This window comes from Streptococcus infantis, assembly GCF_047463635.1.
Taxonomy (GTDB): Bacteria; Bacillota; Bacilli; order Lactobacillales; family Streptococcaceae; genus Streptococcus; species Streptococcus infantis_W.
Genome location: NZ_JASHDL010000001.1, coordinates 151,698 through 172,127, shown reverse-complemented (window position 1 = coordinate 172,127; position 20,430 = coordinate 151,698). Strand labels below are relative to the sequence as shown.

The 20,430-nt window shown below is 38.8% G+C and carries 18 protein-coding genes and 2 pseudogenes; 1 reads left to right on the top strand and 19 read right to left on the bottom strand.

The window, feature by feature from the left end; translation table 11 throughout:
• Positions 1-30: 30 nt before the first annotated feature.
• The 13 genes and pseudogenes from QM867_RS00755 to eno form a co-directional block, all read right to left on the bottom strand.
• Complete coding sequence (locus tag QM867_RS00755; protein ID WP_000590576.1) at positions 31-336, bottom strand: PTS sugar transporter subunit IIB; 306 nt, start codon at positions 334-336, stop codon at positions 31-33.
• Positions 337-375: 39 nt separating this feature from the next.
• The gene (locus QM867_RS00750; RefSeq protein ID WP_371558994.1) at positions 376-852 is read right to left on the bottom strand and encodes a PTS sugar transporter subunit IIA; all 477 of its coding nucleotides are present in this window, start codon (positions 850-852) and stop codon (positions 376-378) included.
• A 199-nt stretch (positions 853-1,051) separates the two neighbouring features.
• Positions 1,052-1,501, bottom strand: a pseudogene (locus tag QM867_RS00745) (hypothetical protein); the annotation flags it as partial.
• A gap of 621 nt (positions 1,502-2,122) precedes the next feature.
• Positions 2,123-2,353 (bottom strand): annotated as a pseudogene (locus QM867_RS00740) (hypothetical protein); the annotation flags it as partial.
• A gap of 298 nt (positions 2,354-2,651) precedes the next feature.
• Positions 2,652-4,475 (bottom strand): translation elongation factor 4, encoded by a 1,824-nt coding sequence (lepA, locus tag QM867_RS00735; protein WP_315640915.1) that lies wholly within the window; start codon positions 4,473-4,475, stop codon positions 2,652-2,654.
• 78 nt (positions 4,476-4,553) lie between these two features.
• Complete coding sequence (locus QM867_RS00730; protein ID WP_414276761.1) at positions 4,554-5,282, bottom strand: metallophosphoesterase family protein; 729 nt, start codon at positions 5,280-5,282, stop codon at positions 4,554-4,556.
• Positions 5,283-6,950: a DNA repair protein RecN gene (recN, locus tag QM867_RS00725; protein WP_414314922.1), complete on the bottom strand. Its 1,668-nt coding sequence runs from the start codon at positions 6,948-6,950 to the stop codon at positions 5,283-5,285.
• Positions 6,951-6,956: 6 nt separating this feature from the next.
• Positions 6,957-7,388, bottom strand: coding sequence for an arginine repressor (locus QM867_RS00720; RefSeq protein ID WP_049526273.1), 432 nt, complete (start codon positions 7,386-7,388; stop codon positions 6,957-6,959).
• Positions 7,381-8,196, bottom strand: a complete 816-nt coding sequence (locus QM867_RS00715) for a TlyA family RNA methyltransferase (RefSeq protein ID WP_414314921.1) — start codon at positions 8,194-8,196, stop codon at positions 7,381-7,383. Before QM867_RS00715 ends, QM867_RS00720 begins: the two co-directional genes overlap by 8 nt.
• The gene (locus QM867_RS00710; RefSeq protein ID WP_414314920.1) at positions 8,189-9,064 is read right to left on the bottom strand and encodes a polyprenyl synthetase family protein; all 876 of its coding nucleotides are present in this window, start codon (positions 9,062-9,064) and stop codon (positions 8,189-8,191) included. The genes QM867_RS00715 and QM867_RS00710 overlap by 8 nt, the downstream gene beginning before the upstream one ends.
• Entirely contained in the window at positions 9,061-9,273 is a 213-nt protein-coding gene (locus QM867_RS00705; RefSeq protein ID WP_000043228.1) for an exodeoxyribonuclease VII small subunit, read from the bottom strand. The genes QM867_RS00710 and QM867_RS00705 overlap by 4 nt, the downstream gene beginning before the upstream one ends.
• The gene (gene xseA / locus QM867_RS00700) at positions 9,251-10,591 is read right to left on the bottom strand and encodes an exodeoxyribonuclease VII large subunit (RefSeq protein WP_414314919.1); all 1,341 of its coding nucleotides are present in this window, start codon (positions 10,589-10,591) and stop codon (positions 9,251-9,253) included. The genes QM867_RS00705 and xseA overlap by 23 nt, the downstream gene beginning before the upstream one ends.
• Before the next feature lie 250 nt (positions 10,592-10,841).
• Complete coding sequence (eno, locus tag QM867_RS00695) at positions 10,842-12,146, bottom strand: surface-displayed alpha-enolase (protein ID WP_414314918.1); 1,305 nt, start codon at positions 12,144-12,146, stop codon at positions 10,842-10,844.
• Positions 12,147-12,310: 164 nt separating this feature from the next.
• Here eno and QM867_RS00690 point away from each other — a divergent pair, with 164 nt between their 5' ends.
• Positions 12,311-12,754, top strand: a complete 444-nt coding sequence (locus QM867_RS00690) for a DUF1694 domain-containing protein (protein ID WP_414314917.1) — start codon at positions 12,311-12,313, stop codon at positions 12,752-12,754.
• Here the strand turns inward: QM867_RS00690 and QM867_RS00685 are convergent.
• The 6 genes from QM867_RS00685 to glgB all read right to left on the bottom strand — a co-directional run bounded on the left by QM867_RS00685 (position 12,751) and on the right by glgB (position 20,206).
• Positions 12,751-13,866, bottom strand: coding sequence for a glycerate kinase (locus QM867_RS00685; RefSeq protein WP_414314916.1), 1,116 nt, complete (start codon positions 13,864-13,866; stop codon positions 12,751-12,753). The two genes, QM867_RS00690 and QM867_RS00685, sit on opposite strands and share 4 nt — an antisense overlap.
• Positions 13,867-13,882: 16 nt before the next feature.
• Positions 13,883-14,524 carry a phosphoserine phosphatase SerB gene (gene serB, locus QM867_RS00680; RefSeq protein ID WP_414314915.1) on the bottom strand — a complete coding sequence of 214 codons (642 nt, stop codon included), beginning with the start codon at positions 14,522-14,524 and terminating at the stop codon, positions 13,883-13,885.
• A 62-nt stretch (positions 14,525-14,586) separates the two neighbouring features.
• Entirely contained in the window at positions 14,587-16,020 is a 1,434-nt protein-coding gene (glgA, locus tag QM867_RS00675; protein WP_414314914.1) for a glycogen synthase GlgA, read from the bottom strand.
• Positions 16,017-17,156 (bottom strand): glucose-1-phosphate adenylyltransferase subunit GlgD, encoded by a 1,140-nt coding sequence (gene glgD / locus QM867_RS00670; protein ID WP_414314913.1) that lies wholly within the window; start codon positions 17,154-17,156, stop codon positions 16,017-16,019. The genes glgA and glgD overlap by 4 nt, the downstream gene beginning before the upstream one ends.
• A complete protein-coding gene (locus QM867_RS00665; protein WP_414314912.1) occupies positions 17,146-18,288 on the bottom strand; it encodes a glucose-1-phosphate adenylyltransferase in 1,143 nt (380 codons plus the stop codon). Before QM867_RS00665 ends, glgD begins: the two co-directional genes overlap by 11 nt.
• On the bottom strand, positions 18,278-20,206 hold the full coding sequence (gene glgB / locus QM867_RS00660; RefSeq protein ID WP_414314911.1) for a 1,4-alpha-glucan branching protein GlgB: 1,929 nt from the start codon (positions 20,204-20,206) through the stop codon (positions 18,278-18,280). The genes QM867_RS00665 and glgB overlap by 11 nt, the downstream gene beginning before the upstream one ends.
• Positions 20,207-20,430 lie beyond the last annotated feature (224 nt).

Genomic DNA, 20,430 nt, shown 5'->3' with positions numbered 1-20,430 from the left:
TATTTTTATGGAATATTTACAAATTAATAATTAGCTTAGACCATGTTCTTTGATAGCTGCTTCAATATTGTCGTAAACTGGAGCGCTCATAGCTGGAATACGGAACAAGATTGGTCCTGCTTCAACAACTGGGATACCTGGTTCAAAACCTAAATCAGTAGCAGCGATTGGTGTGAAGATATCATAACCTTTAATCAAGTCTTCATTGACATCTTTTACCATAACAGCATCACATTGAACATCGTACCCACGGTTAGAAAGTTCTTCTTCAAGAGCACTTTTAATTTGGTGGCTTGAGTTAACACCTGCACCACAAGCAGCAAGAATTTTAATCATTTGGATTTCCTCCGTTTTTATATAAAAATTATTAACAAATTAAGCAGTCGCTTCTGAGATATATTGGAACAAAGCTTCAGGTTCCGTAATCTTAGAGAGCGCTTCAAGATGACCATTGCCTGTAAAGAAGTCCATCAACTGCGCAAGAATATTTGTTTGACTTGAGCTTGAATTGTTGATGATAAAGAAGAGTAATGATACTTCTACTTCCTTATCAGGGGCAATCATATTGTGGAACGTTACTGGTTTTTCCAGACGAACCACGACAACATTTTCAGTTAGATTATGAATTGTATCAGTATGAGGAATAGCTACGTTAGGCAAATCCTTCCCTAAAAACTCCATATCCAAACCAGTTGGGAACGATTTTTCACGTTCAATCAAGGCCGAACGATAAGTCTCTGTAACAACTTTCTTTTCTTCCAATATGGTTGCAACTTGATCGAAAAGTTGCTCTTGATTATCTGCTTCTAAGCAAAAGACTAGGTCTTTGTCAAAGAAATGATCTAATCCCATGGCCTTCTCCCTTCATATTTAACTTTTATGGTATAAGTATAACACTATATGAAACCGTTGTCAATGTTTTTTTGTTGTATTTTGTTTGATTTTTATTTTTTTTGTTTACGAATTAAACATTTGATGATTTCAAACATATTTTTTATAATTTCCTAATAAGTATAATAAAAAAACAGGAATGACTCCTGTTTTCACGATGTTAACTCTTTTTATTGGTCCAACTTTCTTCAACCATTGGAAGGAGATTTTTTAATACCTCTGGAACACCTTCGAGAGAAACGTATCTAAACTTGCCATCATCGGATTTAAATACCCAGATAATTAGATATTTACCATTCTTCGCAATACAGTTTACTACGTATGCCTCATAGCCTCCGATAGTTGATTTTGACCCCCATACCTTGGAAAAGTCTTGACTTTTCTGTTTAGATTCATAAATGCTAGTTGAAATTTGAACAGTTTCAAGAGCTGCATATTCACTTTCACTAATACCAAACTGCTAAGGTTTAAAGGTATTGAGAGTTACAATATTGACATCCGTCCCATCACAGTACTGAATATCATCTCCACCTTCAATTTCTTTGAAATGAACCCATGATTTAGGAATTTTTACATAGCGATAATCATCTGAACCTACTATTTGAGTTTCTTATGTCTGGCTAGATAAGAAAGGTGATGATTAAGTGCCACTGGGCCGGACGTGATTTGCAACCACGTAAAAAAAGCCTCAGCATTCGTACTGCTGGTGCTTTTCCATTGCTCATGGCTTAGAAAACTATCACTTTTTCGCAGAATCCGTATAACACATTTACGGAGCAGGTGCAAGAAAATGCGTTTTTTGAGAGGTTCTGACTAAAAATACGTCTATTTATTTTTTATTGTTTTTTATTGTAAAGTAGACCCAAACGAATGAACATAGGTTGTAAAAAGCAAATGAAAAAATTGCGAGGATAATAGCTTTTGTGTCTAAATAACCCATTTCGAGACCTCTTTTCAACAACAACAAGCCTGTAGTTTCGACAACGATCAAAAATAAAAATATATAAAAAATTTTCGCATTAAGCATATTGTTACCGCCTTCTCTTCATATAATTTTATTGTAGAATAAAAATTGAAAAAAATCAAAAAAACATAACCACCCATCTAACGGGTGGTTTGCACTAACGCTATAAGCCCAAATTACCAGCCAGCGCCTAAAGACGCTGGCTTTCACCTTGTTCAAGCCTCATTGCTCTTGACTCGTCACTTGCCTCTTAAAAAGGCGTGAGTATTACTTGCTACTATCCCTAAAGGGATCCTCATATTCTTTTACACTCAATTTATCTAGTGATAGATCATGCTTTACTTATTTTCAAATTTTCATACTCGTTTAGAAATCATCCACTGGATAATTTCTTTAATCTTGAATATATTTCTTAATTGTGGCTTCATTGAGACCTACTGTACTCACATAATAACCTTCCGCCCAGAAATACCGATTCCCAAACTTGTATAGTTGATTGAAATAAGACATGAACAAAGAGATTAGGAAAGTCAAATCAATTTCTAAAAATGTTTTAGAATCTTTAGTGTACTATTCCAAGTTCAATCTGCTATACTTGAGGTTGACGCGTTTGTCAAACATTAAGAAAAGAGGATGGGCAAAAAATCTTTAAAATCAGAAAAACGCATAATATCAGATGTTGAAAACCTTGATACTATGCGTTATATTTTTTCATTTTCGGAGAAAATTGACTTTTTACCCAGCCTCTTAAAAAATCATTATTTTATATTTATCTTATTTTTTCTTGAGAGCTCAACTATTCTTCATCCATGCTCAATACGCTGAGGAAGGCTTCTTGTGGTACTTCTACAGAACCGATGGCTTTCATGCGTTTCTTACCAGCTTTTTGTTTTTCAAGGAGTTTGCGTTTACGAGAAACGTCACCACCGTAACACTTAGCAAGTACGTTCTTACGAAGAGCCTTGATATCAGTACGAGCCACAATCTTGTGCCCAATAGCTGCTTGAATCGGCACTTCAAATTGTTGACGAGGGATGATTTTCTTGAGCTTATCAACAATGAGTTTCCCACGTTCATAAGCAAAGTCTTTGTGAACAATAAAGCTAAGAGCATCCACCTTAGCACCATTAAGAAGGATATCCATTTTCACCAGCTTAGATGGACGATACTCTGATAATTCATAATCAAAGCTTGCATAACCGCGTGTTGAAGATTTGAGCTTATCAAAGAAGTCAAAGACGATTTCAGCTAGTGGGATTTGATAGATGACATTGACACGATTATCATCAATATAGTCCATAGTTACAAAGTCCCCACGCTTGCGTTGAGCCAATTCCATTACTGCTCCGACAAACTCCTGCGGTACCATGATTTGTGCCTTAACATAAGGCTCTTCAATAGTCGCAATCTTTGTAGGATCAGGAAACTCGGATGGGTTAGACACATCCATAGACTCACCATCAGTCTGATTAACCTTGTAGATAACAGACGGAGCTGTCATGATGAGGTCGATGTTAAACTCACGTTCCAAACGTTCCTGAATAACATCCATATGAAGAAGTCCAAGGAAACCACAACGGAAACCAAATCCAAGAGCCTGGGATGTTTCTGGTTCAAACTGCAAGCTAGCATCATTCAGTTGCAATTTTTCAAGAGCTTCACGAAGGTCATTGTATTTATTTGACTCGATTGGATAGAGACCTGCGAAAACCATTGGATTCATCTGCTTGTATCCTGAAAGTGGTTCAGTCGCTGGATTTATCGCCAAGGTTACTGTATCACCGACACGTGTGTCCTGAACCGTCTTGATAGAAGCCGCGATATAACCAACGTCACCCGTCGCAAGGAAATCACGCCCAACTGCTTTAGGTGTGAAAATTCCGACTTCAGTTACATCGAAGGTTTTACCATTGCTCATGAGCTGAATCTTATCACCAGGTTTGACTACTCCATCCATGACACGAACTTGGAGGATAACTCCACGATAGGCATCGTATACTGAGTCGAAAATCAAGGCTTTCAATGGTGCTGACACGTCACCAGTTGGGGCTGGAACTTTTTCGACAATTTGCTCGAGAATTTCTTCGATACCGATACCCGCCTTGGCTGAAGCCAATACTGCTTCGCTAGCGTCTAGACCAATGACATCTTCAATTTCTGTACGCACGCGCTCAGGGTCTGCAGCAGGCAGGTCAATCTTGTTAATAACTGGAAGGATTTCCAAATCATTATCCAAGGCAAGATAGACGTTTGCCAGTGTTTGAGCCTCAATCCCTTGGGCGGCATCAACGACCAAAATAGCACCTTCACAGGCAGCTAGGGAACGTGAAACCTCATAGGTAAAGTCCACGTGTCCAGGTGTGTCAATCAAGTGGAAGATATAGGTCTCACCATCTTTAGCCGTATAATTAAGCTCGATAGCATTAAGCTTGATAGTAATTCCACGCTCACGCTCTAAATCCATACTATCAAGAAGTTGGGCCTGCATTTCACGGCTTGAAACCGTCTCCGTCTTTTCCAAAATGCGGTCTGCTAGAGTTGATTTCCCGTGGTCAATATGGGCGATAATGGAGAAGTTACGAATCTTCTCCTGTCGTTTTTTCAATTCTTCTAAGTTCATCATTCTCTTCCTTTCAGGGTATCTATTAATTATAAATTGTTTTTAACATTTTGACAAGACCATACCCTGTTAGGAGTACTAATCTTCAGCAACAAAGCCGTCATTTTCGATAAAATAGTGCTCAGTCATACCTTGGTCGGTAAAGACAATACCGTGAAGGACACCACCGTAAACAGCTCCTCCATCCATTCCAATCTTACCGTCTTCTGTAATCCAAAGTTCAGATGTACCAGGTTTTTGATCCAACAAACCATAGACTGGTGTATGTCCAAAGACAATGTTTTTTCCAGTATGATTGGCTGCTTCGTGAAATGGTTTTCTGAGCCATACCTTCTTATAGTCAGTAGTATCGTGCCAATCATCCAAAGTCAAATCAATACCGGCATGAACAAAGATATACTTTTCCGTTTCAATGACAAAAGGCATCTGACGGATAAACTCCACTAAGTCTGCTGCTTCTGTCTCAACACGCTTTGCATCTGCTACTCCATCTACTGGTGCATCCAGTGGGCGCCCCAAAATAGAATTAATAGTTGTATCCCCGCCATTTCGACGATAGTGGTCATAACTTTCTTCAGGATTATCCAACCAAGTTAAAAACATATACTCATGATTTCCTGATAAGCAGATAGCTCCTTGCTTATCTACCAAATCCTTGACCATTTCTAGAACTCGGCGACTATCTTCTCCTCTATCAATCAAATCTCCAAGAAAAAGTAATTGAGTCTTGCCATCCCATGTTTTAAGTAAATCTTCTAACATTCCAGCTTTTCCGTGGACATCACCAATTACATAATAGTCTGTCATTTATTTCTCCTTACTTTGTAATAATTCTCTCGCTTGAGTCAATGCTGCTTCTGTCACATTCTCCCCAGCCAACATCTTAGCGACTTCTTCAATCCTTTCTTCAACTGTTAACAAGCGAACTGTTGAAACGGTTGAATGTTCATTGCTAATCTTTTCGATGAAGAACTGATAATCTGCAATCGCAATAACTTGCGGAAGGTGAGAAATAGCTAATACTTGACCGTGCTGTCCAATTTTGTGAATTTTTTGCGCGATGGCTTGAGCTACACGACCTGAAACTCCCGTATCCACCTCATCAAAGACGATACTGGTCTTGCCTTCCTTACGAGAAAAAGCGGACTTGATAGCTAACATGAGACGAGATAACTCTCCACCAGAAGCTACTTTTACTAAAGGTTTAAAATCTTCTCCAGGATTGGTGGAGATGTAAAATTCAACACTCTCATTACCTTCACGACTGAATTTTCCTTGACTAAAACGAACTTGAAATTGTGCTTTCTCCATGTAAAGGTCTTGCAATTCTTGCTTGATTTCATCTTCTAAGTCCTGCGCTATTTTATGGCGAGCTTGAGCAACTTGACCTGCTAGGTCCACAAGATTTTTTTCAAGTTTCTTGAGTTCGATTTCCATATCTTCAGAAGATAGATTATTTCCTGTTAGAAGATTGTATTCGTCTGTAATCTTGGCAAAGTATTCTAGGACATCATCTACACTACCACCATACTTACGGGTAATGGTGTGAATTAAATCTAGTCGGCTTTCAACCTGCATCAAACGATTACCATCAAAATCTAAACCATCAATAATGGATTCCAAGCGCTTGGTGATATCTTCTAGGACATAATAGGATTCAGAAAGAGAGCCTGAAATCTCACGATACTCTGAATCGAACTCTTCAAGACTTTCCATATCATTCATGGCCGAACGAACATTTGCCAGACTAGAAAACTCTTCATTATCCAACATACTGTAAGCATTTGTTAAAGTATCGGCAATATGTTTATGGTTCAGTAGTTTGTCTCTTTCTTGATTGATAGTAACATCTTCACCAGCTTTCAAATTAGCTGCTTCAATCTCAGCCATCTGAAATTCCAACATCTCAATTCGCGCCTTGTGTTCCTGCTGATTTTTTTTGATGTCAAGCACTTGCTTTCGCATACGGCGATAGTTATCAAAGCTCAACTGATAGGCTTCTTTTAATTCAAAGAAAGAAGCATCCCCAAACTCATCCAACATCTGGATATGTCGATGTGGGCGCATTAACTCCTCTTGGTCATGTTGACCATGGATATCAACTAGCTGTTGACCAATCGTCCTTAATACTGAAAGATTAACCATCTGTCCATTGACACGACTGATGCTCCGACCGTTTTGTAAAATTTCGCGACGAATAATGATTTCATCACTTAATTCTAATCCTTGTTCATCAAAAATTTCTTCTAGTGCGCGATTACTTTCAATTGAAAAAAGACCTTCAATTTCCGCTTTTGGAGCCCCATGACGAATAACTTCTGTTGTAGCTCGAGCTCCTAACATCATATTCATAGCATCAATAATGATTGATTTACCCGCACCTGTTTCACCAGTTAAAACTGTCATCCCTTGTTCAAAGTTCAAAGAAATTGATTCGATGATAGCAAAATTTTTAATCGAAATTTCCAGTAACATATAATCCTACCAATTTTTAACTTGCTCAAAAATATCCTTGGCTGTTTCTTCACTTCTCAATACCATCAAGATGGAATTATCATCAGCAATACAGCTAAAAATTTGGTCAGAAAAAACAGTCATCAACTGACTCTTGACGAAAATAGTATTTCCTGGAATGACTTGCAAATTGATCATATGCCCCATGCGTTCAGCATGAATAATATTGTTTTCTGCCAACTGCAAGCTTCTAACGATTGATTTTGGTAATTCATAGATGTAAGTATTGTCCTTCAATGGAATTTTTACAATACCTAACTCTTTAATATCTCGGGAGACTGTTGCTTGAGTAGCAGAGATACCCGCTTCTCTCAAGTGTTCAACGATTTCTTCCTGTGTGCCGATTTGATAATCTGTAACAAATCTTCTAATCTTCTCAAGTCTCTCTTTTTTATTCATCTTTAAATTCTCTATGTGCTTTCTCCACTATTTTTTCTATTTCAGTAACAACCTGATTGCTCGCCTGGTCTTCCTTCCGTAAATAGGCTAAGAATTCAATATTTCCATGTCCTCCTTGAATCGGAGAAAAATCCAATCCTAAGACTGAAAATCCTTCATCAACTGCCATTTTAGTAACTGATTCTAAAACATTTTGGTGAACTTTGGCATCTCTGATAATTCCATTTTTACCAATCTGTTCTCGACCAGCCTCAAATTGAGGCTTAACTAAAGCTACAACCTGACCTTGATCAGCTAAAACTCGGTGCAAAGCTGGCAGAATAAGGCCTAGGGAAATAAAACTAACATCAATACTGGCAAAACTCGGTTCTTCTTCAAAGTCAGTCTTTTCAGCATATCGAAAATTAAACTGCTCCATACTTACAACACGAGGGTCTTGGCGTAATTTCCATGCCAGTTGGTTAGTACCAACATCAACTGCAAAAACTAGTTTAGCACCATTTTGCAACATGACGTCAGTAAAACCACCTGTTGAAGCTCCGATATCAATGATCGTTTGTCCCTCAACTGATAGATCAAAAATATCTAGTGCCTTCTCAAGTTTCAAGCCACCACGACTGACATACTTAAGTTTCTCACCCTTGAGTTTCAACTCTGTATCATCAGGAATTTTTTCTCCTGGTTTATCAAATCGTTCGCCATTTAAAACAGCGACTACCAAACCTGCCATAACACCTCGTTTGGCTTGTTCTCTCGTTTCAAATAAACCTTGTTTGTAAGCTAGTACATCTACTCTTTCCTTAGCCATTGATTCTCAAACTTTCTACTATTTTCACAATTGGTTCCTTATCAAAGCTCACAACTTGGCTAATCTCTTCAAGTTTCGCATTAGCTTGATCCAAGGTTTGATTGCAAAATGCTATCGCCTGATCTAATCCTAACAAAGCAGGATAAGTTGACTTTTCGGCCTGCAAGTCTTTCTGGGGTGTCTTGCCAATTTCCTCAAAACTTGCTGTAACATCAAGCACATCATCTCTCACTTGGAAAGCAAGACCAATCAACTCGCCAACTGTTTTAAGCTGTTTTTGAAGATTTTCATCCAATCCAGCAATGATTCCAGCCGCTTGGAAAGGAAAGGCTAAAAGTTTACCTGTCTTATTAGCATGGATAGTCTGAAGTTCCTCTAAATTCAAGTGTTTTCCTTCGCCTTCCATATCTAACACTTGACCAGCTACCATTCCCATACTTCCAGAAGCAAGGGATAAATTAGATATTAAATCTACCTTGGTTTGACTAGGCAAATCAGCTTGAGCAATTAAAGCATAGGGATCCAAAAAAAGCGCATCCCCTGCTAAAATAGCTAGAGCTTCACCATACACCTTATGGTTGGTCAAACGCCCCCGACGAAAATCATCATTATCCATAGCAGGAAGATCATCATGGATCAAACTTCCTGTATGAATCATTTCTAGTGCCGCTGCAACTTGAGCATGTTCCTGAGTGATAGGCACTTGCAAGGAGTCCAAAATTTCTAAAAGTAAATATGGACGAATCCGTTTACCACCAGCATGGACGGAATAGAGAACAGCCTCTCTTAAACTGGATGCAAATTGTTGGTTGCCATAAAAGTCTTCAAGAGCTGACTCGACCAAAGCTAGTTTTTCCTGCTTGTTCATACCAGTTCACTTTCTGTTCCATCTTCTTGCATCACCTTGACCAAGGTCTTTTCAGCCTTATCAAGTGTTGCCTGCAATTCTTTGGATAAGAGCATTCCTTTTTGAAATGCAGAAATAGCATCTTCCAAAGCAATTTCACCATTTTCTAAGCTTTGAACAATAGTCTCAAGCTCTGCTAAATTTTCCTCAAATTTCTTTTGTTTTGACATCTCTTACCTCTAATTCTACTTGACCGTCTCGCATCAACAGTGATATTTGGTCATTTTCTTTCAGATCTTTCGCAGAAGCCACTACGACTTCTCCTTTTTTAACAATTGCATAACCTCTGGCTACAATTCGACTAGTATCTAGCATAAGGAGAGCTTCTGATAGGCGTTTTACTTCTGCTACTTTTGCATCATAGATCACAGCCATCTGACTACGCAGCAGTTTCTTTAATTGCTGGATATGATCCTGATAACGCTGGATTTTGATGATTGGTGATAATTGTTCCAAACGGTGGACTTGTTCTTGCACCTTTTGTTGATTACGAACCAATTCAGCATTCAATCCTTGCTTCAGTCGCAGCTGTAACTGATCCAAGCGTTGTAGATAACCGTCATATAAACGCTCTGGTTGTCTGAAGATGACCGATTGACTGAGGATTCTCAAAGCTTCTTTTTTCTTTGACAAGGTATGCTTAACTGCTGTAGTCATTCGTTTTTCTTGATTCTGAAGATAGGCCAAAAGATCTAACTTAGTTACTGGTGTAGCGAGTTCAGCAGCAGCTGTCGGCGTTGCCGCTCTCTTGTCAGCAACAAAATCAGCCAAAGTGACATCTGTTTCGTGACCCACACTTGAAATGATGGGTAACGGTGATTCAAAGATAGAGCGAACTACAATCTCTTCGTTAAAGGCCCAAAGATCTTCAATGGATCCACCACCACGTCCAATAATCAGAACATCTAAATCCTCACGTTCATTGGCTCGAGTTATATTACGAGCAATTTCCTCTGCAGCACCCTCACCTTGAACTTTAGTAGGATATAAGACAATTTCCACACCAGGGAAGCGTCTGCTAACTGTCGTAATAATATCCTGAATGACAGCTCCGCTACGGCTGGTCACCACACCTATTTTTTTTGAAAATTGTGGTAAAGATTGTTTAAATCGCTCTTGAAACAAACCTTCTTCTGCCAGTTTCTTCTTAAGTTGTTCAAATTGGATAGCTAAAGCACCAACACCATCTGGTTCAGCTTTTTCAATGATAATCGAATAACTTCCGCTTGGCTCATAGACTTGGACACGACCAACTACATTAATTTTCATCCCTTCTTCCAAGTCAAATCCCAAACGTTGGTAGACACCCGACCAAATGGTCGCCTGAATAACCGCTCGGTCATCTTTAAGAGAAAAATACTGATGGGTTGGACGCTTACGGAAGTTAGAGACTTGACCAGTTAAATAGACCCGTTCCAAGTAGGGGTCTTTATCGAATTTCATTTTTAAATACTTAGTCAAAGTTGTAACAGATAAATACTTTTCCATCTCTACCTCCTTCTTTTCTCTAGTTTTTCCTGGGTATTATTATACCAAAAATATGCTTAAAAATCTTTAATTTCCACCTAGAATAGTGAAAATACAGGGAATTTATGTGCGAAATTATTTCTTAATATTTTTGCCCCCTGAACAGAAAAAAAAGCCCTTCGGATAAAATCCGAGGGGCTTAAATCTTGTTAAATCAAGAGCCGAACTTTTGAGTTTCAAGGTTCGGGATAAAATAGTTCACTGAACTATTTTATTTCTTAAGGTTGTAGAATGATTTCAATCCACGGTATTCAGCTACTTCACCAAGTTGGTCTTCGATACGAAGTAATTGGTTGTATTTAGCGATACGGTCTGTACGTGAAAGTGAACCAGTCTTGATTTGTCCTGCGTTTGTTGCAACTGCGATGTCAGCGATTGTTGAATCTTCAGTTTCACCTGAACGGTGTGATACAACAGCAGTGTAACCAGCTTCTTTAGCCATTTCGATAGCATCGAATGTTTCAGTAAGAGTACCGATTTGGTTAACTTTGATAAGGATTGAGTTAGCAGCGCCTTCAGCGATACCTCTTTCAAGGTAAGCAGTGTTTGTTACGAATAAGTCGTCACCAATCAATTGAACTTTACCACCAAGACGTTCAGTAAGAGCTTTCCAACCTTCCCAGTCGTTTTCATCCATACCATCTTCGATAAGTATGATAGGGTATTTGTCAACCAATCCTTCAAGGTAAGCGATTTGTTCTTCAGCAGTACGAACAGCAGCGCCTTCACCTTCAAATTTAGTGTAATCGTAAACTTTGCGTTCTTTATCGTAGAATTCTGATGATGCACAGTCAAATCCGATAAATACGTCTTTACCTGGAACATAACCAGCAGCTTCGATAGCAGCGATGATAGTTTCTACACCATCTTCAGTTCCGTCGAAACGAGGAGCAAATCCACCTTCGTCACCAACGGCTGTTTCAAGACCACGACCTTTAAGGATTTTCTTAAGAGCGTGGAAGATTTCAGCACCCCAACGAAGAGCTTCTTTGAATGTAGGTGCACCAGCAGGTACGATCATGAATTCTTGGAAAGCGATTGGAGCATCTGAGTGAGATCCACCATTGATGATGTTCATCATTGGAGTTGGAAGAACTTTAGTGTTGAATCCACCAAGGTAGCTGTAAAGTGGGATTTCAAGGTAGTCAGCAGCAGCACGAGCTACAGCGATAGACACACCAAGGATTGCGTTTGCTCCCAATTTACCTTTGTTAGGAGTACCGTCAAGAGCGATCATAGCACGGTCGATAGCTTGTTGATCACGTACATCATAGCCGATGATTGCTTCAGCAATAATGTTGTTTACGTTGTCAACAGCTTTTTGAGTACCAAGACCACCGTAACGAGATTTGTCACCGTCACGAAGTTCAACTGCTTCGTGTTCACCAGTAGAAGCTCCTGATGGAACCATACCACGTCCATGAGCACCTGATTCAGTATAAACTTCTACTTCAAGTGTTGGGTTACCGCGTGAGTCTAGGACTTCGCGAGCGTAAACATCAGTAATAATTGACATTTCTTATTCTCCTTATTGAGTTATATTTTTTACTCCTCTATTATACCTTAAAAAGACACCTTTTTCAAGGAAAAACGTTATCTTTGTGCAAATTTTCCTTAAGTTTATAAAGTAATCGCTTTCTTTTATCTGTTTTCTCCTTTATTTTATGATATACTATTTTTATGACTGATATATCAAAACAAATATTAGAAAAAGCTCATGGCGGGCTTAAATTAAATCCCGACGAACAAAGACGTTTTCTTGGTACCTTTGAAGAACGTGTTCTTGGCTACGCTGAACTCGCTACTGCGAATGATGACAAATTTCAAAAAGGTTTTTTGACTATTTTGGAGACTTTTAAAAAAGAAACTGAACCTCTATTTGTCAAAATCTCTCCTCAAGTTGAGTTTGACAGACAAGTTTATTATTTAAAAAATGCTAAAGATTCTGATTGCCAAGCAACTATCGTTTCTGAAGATCATAACTCTTCTCCTTTCGGACTGGTTATCCATAGTGATGTTCCGGTTCAAACAAGTGAAAAAGACCTCCGAAAGGCCTTTTCAGACTTATGGCAAGAGAAAGAGACGAAAGCTCCTACTTCTCTCTGGAAAAAATGGTTTGGTTAATTTTTCTTCAAAGCTAAAATTTGACCAATGTTTGCAGCTGTATCTTCTAAATAGATAGCGGCATTTTTTAGACTGTCTTCCAGTGGTTCACTTTTTTCTAATATAGAAAAAGCAGCGATGACATTCTCAAATGGTAAAGGAGGTAAATCCTCAGCTAAACTACCACAAATAGCAATAACTGGAACACCATTTGGTGTTCTTTTTGCTACCCCGATTGGCGCCTTGCCTGAAAAACTTTGAGCATCCAATCTACCTTCACCAACGATAACTAGATCTGCATCTACAACCTGTTCATCAAAGTTTATTAAATCTAAACAGGTTTGAATACCAGATACAATCTCTGCTCCTGCAAAGGCACACAAACCAGCCGCAATACCACCACCTGCTCCAGCACCATCCAATTTTAACATTTCAGGTGCAACTTTGTGGTAAAAATTTTCAATAGCAATATCAACGTCTTGGAATTTAGCTGGTTCCAACCCTTTTTGCTTTCCAAATGTATAGGTAGCACCGTGAGTTCCACAGAGTAGATTGGTCACATCTGCTAAGATTTTGATACGCACATCAGCAGGCATGGTAACGACACTTTTGTCCAAAATCTTACTAATTTCAAATAAGGACTGGCCACAAGCCTCAAGTTCCATCCCGCTTTCATCATAAAACTGATACCCGAGTCCTGAGGCAATTCCAATACCACCATCGTTACTGGATGTCCCACCAACTCCTATATAGATCTCTTTCATTCCTTGTTCGATTAAATATAGGATCAGTTGACCAATCCCCTTTGTTTGAATCTTCAGTGGATTTCGTTTTTCAATAGGAATTTTAGCAAGCCCAACTAAATCAGCCACCTCGAAAAGAGCAAGTTCTCCTTTTTGAACATAAGTCATTTGAACCTCATCTCCAAAGGGACCTGTCACTAAAGCAGTTTTTTCTACAAGACCAAGTGAATTTTTAATGGCATCCACTGTTCCTTCCCCTCCATCGCCAACAGGTAAGAGCAAACATTTCGATTCAGGTAGAGCTTTTTTAAAGCCGCGTTTTATAGCTTCAGCCACTTGGTTAGCAGAGAGACTCTCCTTAAAAGAGTCAGGCGCGATAACAATTTTCATACACTCATCTTTCTAATCAAAGGAAATCTATCAGATTCAATACTTTTGTTAAATCTCTATCTTCAATTTGAAGGGGAATTTCCTCTTTCACGATTTCTTTGGCACAGAAGCCAATGCCGATTCCAGCTCTCTTCAACATTGCTAAATCATTAGCTCCATCTCCAATAGCAATCGTCCTTTCGATAGGTACTTTTAATTCATCAGCCCATCTTACTAGGGTTTCTTTTTTAACTTCTCTGCTTATAATAGGACCAACAAGACTTCCAGTTAAATGACCATCTCTGATTTCCAGTTGATTAGCAGAAAATAATGAAATCCCTAAATCTTTTGCTATTCTTTCAACCACAGGTGTAAATCCACCCGAAACTAAACCCACTTCTATCTGATTTTTTTGCAGAGTGTTAATAAATTGCGCAGCATTTTTACTAAGGTGTAGTTCATGATAAATCTTATCAAAAGTATCTATAGAAAGTCCTTTTAGAAGTGAAACACGTTTTCTCAGGCTTTCTTCAAAATCTAGTTCTCCCCTCATAGCTTGGGCAGTCAGTAGAGCTACTTCATTTTCACACTCTGCTTCTTTCCCCAACAAATCAATAACTTCCTCTTCTATTAGTGTCCCATCAACATCCAGTACACAGAGTCCTTTAATTTTTTTCATATAATTGCCTTACTTTCAGAATCTCAAAAAATCGTATGAAGGTATCATACGATTTTAACTATTTAGTTTGCTAAGCTATGGTACAAATCAAGATATGACTTGCAGGCTGTATCCCAAGAGAAATCACATTCCATAGCTTGAACTTGCATGTTCTTCCAAACATCAGGATGGTTGTGATAAACATCCAAAGCTGTTTGCAATGCCCAGTTGAGCCAGTATGGAGTTAGGTTGTTAAAGCTAAAGCCTGTACCTGTTCCATCAATTGGATTAAAGGCTTGAACAGTATCTCTAAGACCACCAACCTCATTTACCAAAGGAAGCGTACCATATCTCATGGCCATCATTTGTGAAAGTCCACACGGTTCAAAGCGACTTGGCATGAGGAAAATATCACATGCTGCATAAATCTCTTGAGCTAATTTCACATCGAAAGTGATATTGGCAGAAAGTTTTTCTGGGAATACTTGACTAAACCAAGAGAAGGCTTGTTCAAATCCAGGATCACCAGTTCCCAAAAGAACGATTTGAATATCCTCTTGAAGCATACGATGCAAGCTTTCAACTACTATATCAAATCCTTTTTGACGAGTCAAGCGAGATACAATACCAATCAATGGCACATCAGGACGTACTGGAAGACCAACTTTTTCTTGAAGTTTTGCTTTATTTTGAGCCTTTCCTGACAGATCATTTTTATTAAAATGATACTCAAGTAACGCATCCGTCTCTGGGTTGTACAAATCTGTATCAATACCATTAACAATACCTGAAACCTTACCAGATTCCATACGAAGAATCTGATCAATACCACAACCAAACTCTGTAGTCATGATCTCATAAGCATAGCTCGGTGACACAGTTGATACACGATCAGCGTATAGAATACCTGCCTTCATCCAGTTGAGGCAATCATTCCAACGAACTGTTCCATCAGCGTAGCGCTCAAATCCAACCCTGAACAAGTCCCAAAGCATACTCTCAGAAAATTGACCCTGAAATTCCAAGTTATGAATGGTCAAAACAGTCTTGATTCCTTGGTAAGCTTGAATCCATCTGTATTTTTCCTTCAGCAAGAAAGGAATCATTGCTGTATGGTAATCATGAGCATGGAGGACGTCAGGTATGAATCCAATACGCTCCATAGCTTCAAGGGCAGCAAGTTGGAAGAAGGCAAAACGTTCACCATCATCGAAATCTCCATAAACATGCCCACGGAAGAAATAATATTGATTGTCGATAAAGTAGAAGGTAACACCGTTTAAAACAGTTTTCTTAATTCCACAAAATTGTCTGCGCCAACCAACATAGACTTCGAATTGAAGGACATCTTCAATCTGATCACCAAACTTGGCTTCTACCATGTCATAGTAAGGTAAGATAACAGCAACTTCATGCCCAGCTTTTACTAATGATTTTGGAAGTGCTCCGATAACGTCTCCCAATCCACCTGTTTTTGAAAAGGGAGCGCCCTCTGCTGCTACAAATAAAATTTTCATGAAAGGACATCCTCTGTTACTTTTTCGCCTTTTTTGATAACAACAGGTTTTTCTGCTGTACCTCGAATAACAACTCCCTCAGCTATTTCAGCACCCTTATCTACAATTGCATACTCAATCTTTGCACCTTTTCCAACGACAACGCGAGGGAAGATAAGAGACTCTTTAACCAAGCTGTCTTTATTGATACGAACATTACGCGAAATAATAGATTTATCCACTTCACCTTCAATGATACTACCAGAAGCAAATTGAGAGGTGTTCACTTTTGAACCAGATGCGTAGTAGGTAGGTTCTTCGTTTTTAACTTTAGTATGAATCTTTTGATTTGGTGAGAACAAAGAATAGAATTTTTGCTGATTCAGCATATCTAGATTAGCTTGATAGTATGTTTCTACTGAATGAATATTTGCTAGGTAACCTGTATATTCATATGCAAAAGCACCTTCTTTGGCTGCCAAATCACGAAGAACATAACGCAATTTTTCTGGATATTCTTTTTGAGCTTCTTCTTCCAAACGTTTAATCAACCATTGAGTGTCTACAACAAAGATATCTGTCGACATGTTGTAGTATTCTTGGTTTGATTTTTTATCAAAGAGTTTGTGAGAAAGCACATGGTCAGTTTCATCAATATCAAGGATTGCATTTACTTCAGAAATGTCCTTCTTAGGCAATTTTTTATAAACAACTGTAATTGGTGATTTTGTTGTATTATGCAAATGGAAAACTTGATTGAGATCGATATTCACTAAAACATCACAGTTCAAGGAAACTGTTTGGTCTGAACCTGAACGTTTTAGGTAAGTCAAAAGTTGTTGATAGTATTCTTTACCAACAGTACTGCTCTCTACACGAGTATTGTAGATTCCAAGATAGTAGTGGCTAAGAAGTGTATTCAAGCCCCACTCACGTCCTGAACGAATATGATCAAATACAGAGCTGATGTTATCTTGTTGGAAAATTCCAAAGATACTACGAACGCCTGCATTAGCTAAACTTGAAAGCGGGAAGTCAATCAAACGATACTTTCCTCCAAATGGTAAAGTTGCCACTGGACGGTTACTTGTCAAGGTTGACATATCATGGAAACCAACGGTATTTCCTAAAATCGCTGAATATTTATCAATCTTCATCTGTTGCTACCCCCACTACTTCGTTATATCCGACTACTTGTACTTCTTCTGTACCATCAATTTCAACACCATCAGCGATGACTGCGCCTTCACCGATGATTGCACGTGTAATTTTAGCACCTCTACCAATAACTGCTCCACTCATGATAACTGAATCTACTACTTCTGCCCCTGCTCTAACTTGTGCTCCTGTTGAAAGGATAGAATGTTTAACAGTCCCATCAACGAAACATCCATCTACAACTAAGGAGTCTTCCACATGAGCGTTGGCCCCAAGGAAGTTTGGTGGTGAAATTAAATTTCTTGAGTAAATCTTCCATTGACGGTTACGACTATCCAAGGCATTTTCTGGAGAAATATATTCCATATTCGCTTCCCAAAGTGACTCAATAGTACCAACGTCTTTCCAGTAACCATTAAATTCATAAGCATAGACACTTTCACCAGACTCAAGGTAATTTGGAATGACATTCTTACCAAAGTCTGACATATCGACATTGCTCTTTTCAGCAGCAACAAGCATATTTCTGAGACGCTGCCAATCAAAGATATAAATACCCATAGAGGCTTTGGTAGATTTAGGTTGGGCTGGTTTTTCTTCAAATTCAACAATGCGGTTATTGGCATCTGTATTCATGATACCAAAACGGCTTGCTTCTTTAAGAGGGACATCTAGAACAGCTACTGTCAAGCTGGCATTATTATCCTTGTGAGACTGGAGCATATCATCATAGTCCATTTTGTAGATGTGGTCCCCAGATAGAATCAAAACATACTCAGGATTAACACTGTCGATATAGTCGATATTTTGGTAAATAGCGTGACTAGTCCCTTCAAACCAACGATTTCCTTCACTTGCAGAATAAGGTTGAAGAATAGAGACACCAGAATTGATACCGTCTAATCCCCAACTTGAACCATTCCCAATATGGTTGTTGAGAGCAAGTGGTTGATACTGGGTGATGACTCCAACATTATGAATCCCTGAGTTGGCACAGTTTGATAGGGCAAAGTCAATGATACGGTAGCGCCCACCAAATTGCACAGCTGGTTTTGCAATGCTTTGAGTGAGTTTACCGAGACGAGTTCCTTGCCCACCAGCAAGAATCAAAGCTAACATTTCATTCTTCATTTTCTACTCCTTTTTGGTTTTTACTTGTGACAATTTTAGTAGGTTTCAAGCGACGTTTGATTTTCCATACACTTGCTCCCATAGCTGGTAGGGTAAAGGTCAGGGTCTGCTCATAATCTTTCCATAGTCCTTCTTGCGTTTGAACAGTTTGATTATGTTCTTTCCAAACGCCTCCCCACTCTTCTAACTCAGTATTCCAGACTTCTTCGTAAATCCCTGCAACAGGAAGTCCGATTGTAAAATCTTTTCGTTCGACTGGTGCCATATTAAAGACACAGACTAACATATCATCCTTTTTACCCTTACGGATGAAGGAAAGAACACTCTGGTCTCTATTATCCGCATCGATGATTTCAATACCATCATAGCTGGTATCGATTTCCCACAGACAGCGGTGGTCTTTGTAAAACTGGTTTAGCTGAGAAGTGAAATACTTCATCTTAGCATTCATTGGATCTTCTAGGTTAGACCATTCCAGCTGTTCTTCAGATTTCCATTCTAGGAATTGACCATATTCACTACCCATGAAAAGCAATTTTTTACCTGGATGACAAATTTGGTAAGTGTAGAGATTGCGTAAGCCTGCGAATTGATTATATCGATCTCCCCACATCTTGTGCATCATACTCTTCTTACCATGAACCACTTCATCGTGTGAGAATGGTAAGAGATAATTCTCCTTGAACACATACATAAAGCTGAAGGTCACTAGATTAAAGTCATACTTACGGTAAATTGGATCTTCTTCGTAGAAACGCAGGATGTCATTCATCCAACCCATGTTCCACTTGTAGTCAAATCCAAGTCCACCTATTTCCTTCATACCAGTAATCTTGGTACCTGAAGAAGACTCCTCTGCAATCATCATAACATCCGGATGAGCTAGCTTAATAACATCGTTCAAACGTTGTAGGAAATAATAGCCTTCATAGTTGAGATTGCCACCGTCTTTATTTGGGGTCCACGGAGCATTATCATAATCTAGATAGAGAATATTACTTACAGCGTCTACACGAATACCATCTAGGTGATAGAAATCAATCCAGAACTTAATGCTAGAAATCAAGAAAGATTGGACTTCATTTTTACCAAGGTCAAAGTTAAGCGCGCCCCAACCGTAGTTGTTAGCCTTATTATGATCCTGGTATTCAAAAGTCGGTGTGCCATCATAGTATGCCAAAGCATCATCATTGATTGTAAAGTGACCTGGCACCCAATCCACAATTACACCGATATTGTTAAGGTGACACTCCTCAACAAAATCTTGAAACTCTTCTGGACGACCATAGGCATGCTCTAAAGCAAAGTAACCCATGAGCTGATAGCCCCAACTCAATCCAAGAGGATGAGACATCAAAGGCATAAACTCGATGTGAGTATAGTTCATCTCAACAAGATAGGGGATGAGCTCTTCTTTAAGTTGAGCAAAGCTATAAGGTGTCCCATCAGGATTTCTCTTCCAAGATCCTGCATGCGCCTCATAGATATTGACCGGTCTTTCGAAAAATCTCCAACGTTTTCTACGAGCTAACCAGAGACCGTCTTTCCATTTTTTCTCAGGTATTTCTGTTAAAACAGCTCCTGTTCCCGGACGAGCTTCATAGCGTACTGCCAAAGGATCAATCTTCATAAGCTGATGACCATTAGCACGAGTAATATGATATTTATAAATATGCCCCTCTTGAGCTAAAGTTGTAAAAACTTCCCAAACTCCAGATTCATTACGAACCATGGGGATTTGATTTTCAAGCCAGTTAGTAAAATCACCAACTAGATGGACAGCCTGCGCATTTGGCGCCCAGACACGGAATGTATAACCATACTCACCGTCTCTTTCGTCACGATGCGCTCCCAAATAGTGCTGAAGATGAAAATTTTCGCCACTAGTAAAAGTTCTTAAAGCCTCAAATTTATCCATTGAATCCCCCTTTTATTGTAAGCGTTTTCTATGACTTTATTATACTATCTTTTAAGAAAACTTTCAACTAATTTCCGAATTCTCCTAAAATTTTTTTCGAAAATCTTCATATAGTTATCTTAACATTTCTAAAATTTTCATAAATAATGATAAGCGATGGAATTTTCTATTAGCTACTGTTACAAAAATAACTCTCATTATCTATATATAAAACAACTCGCTTA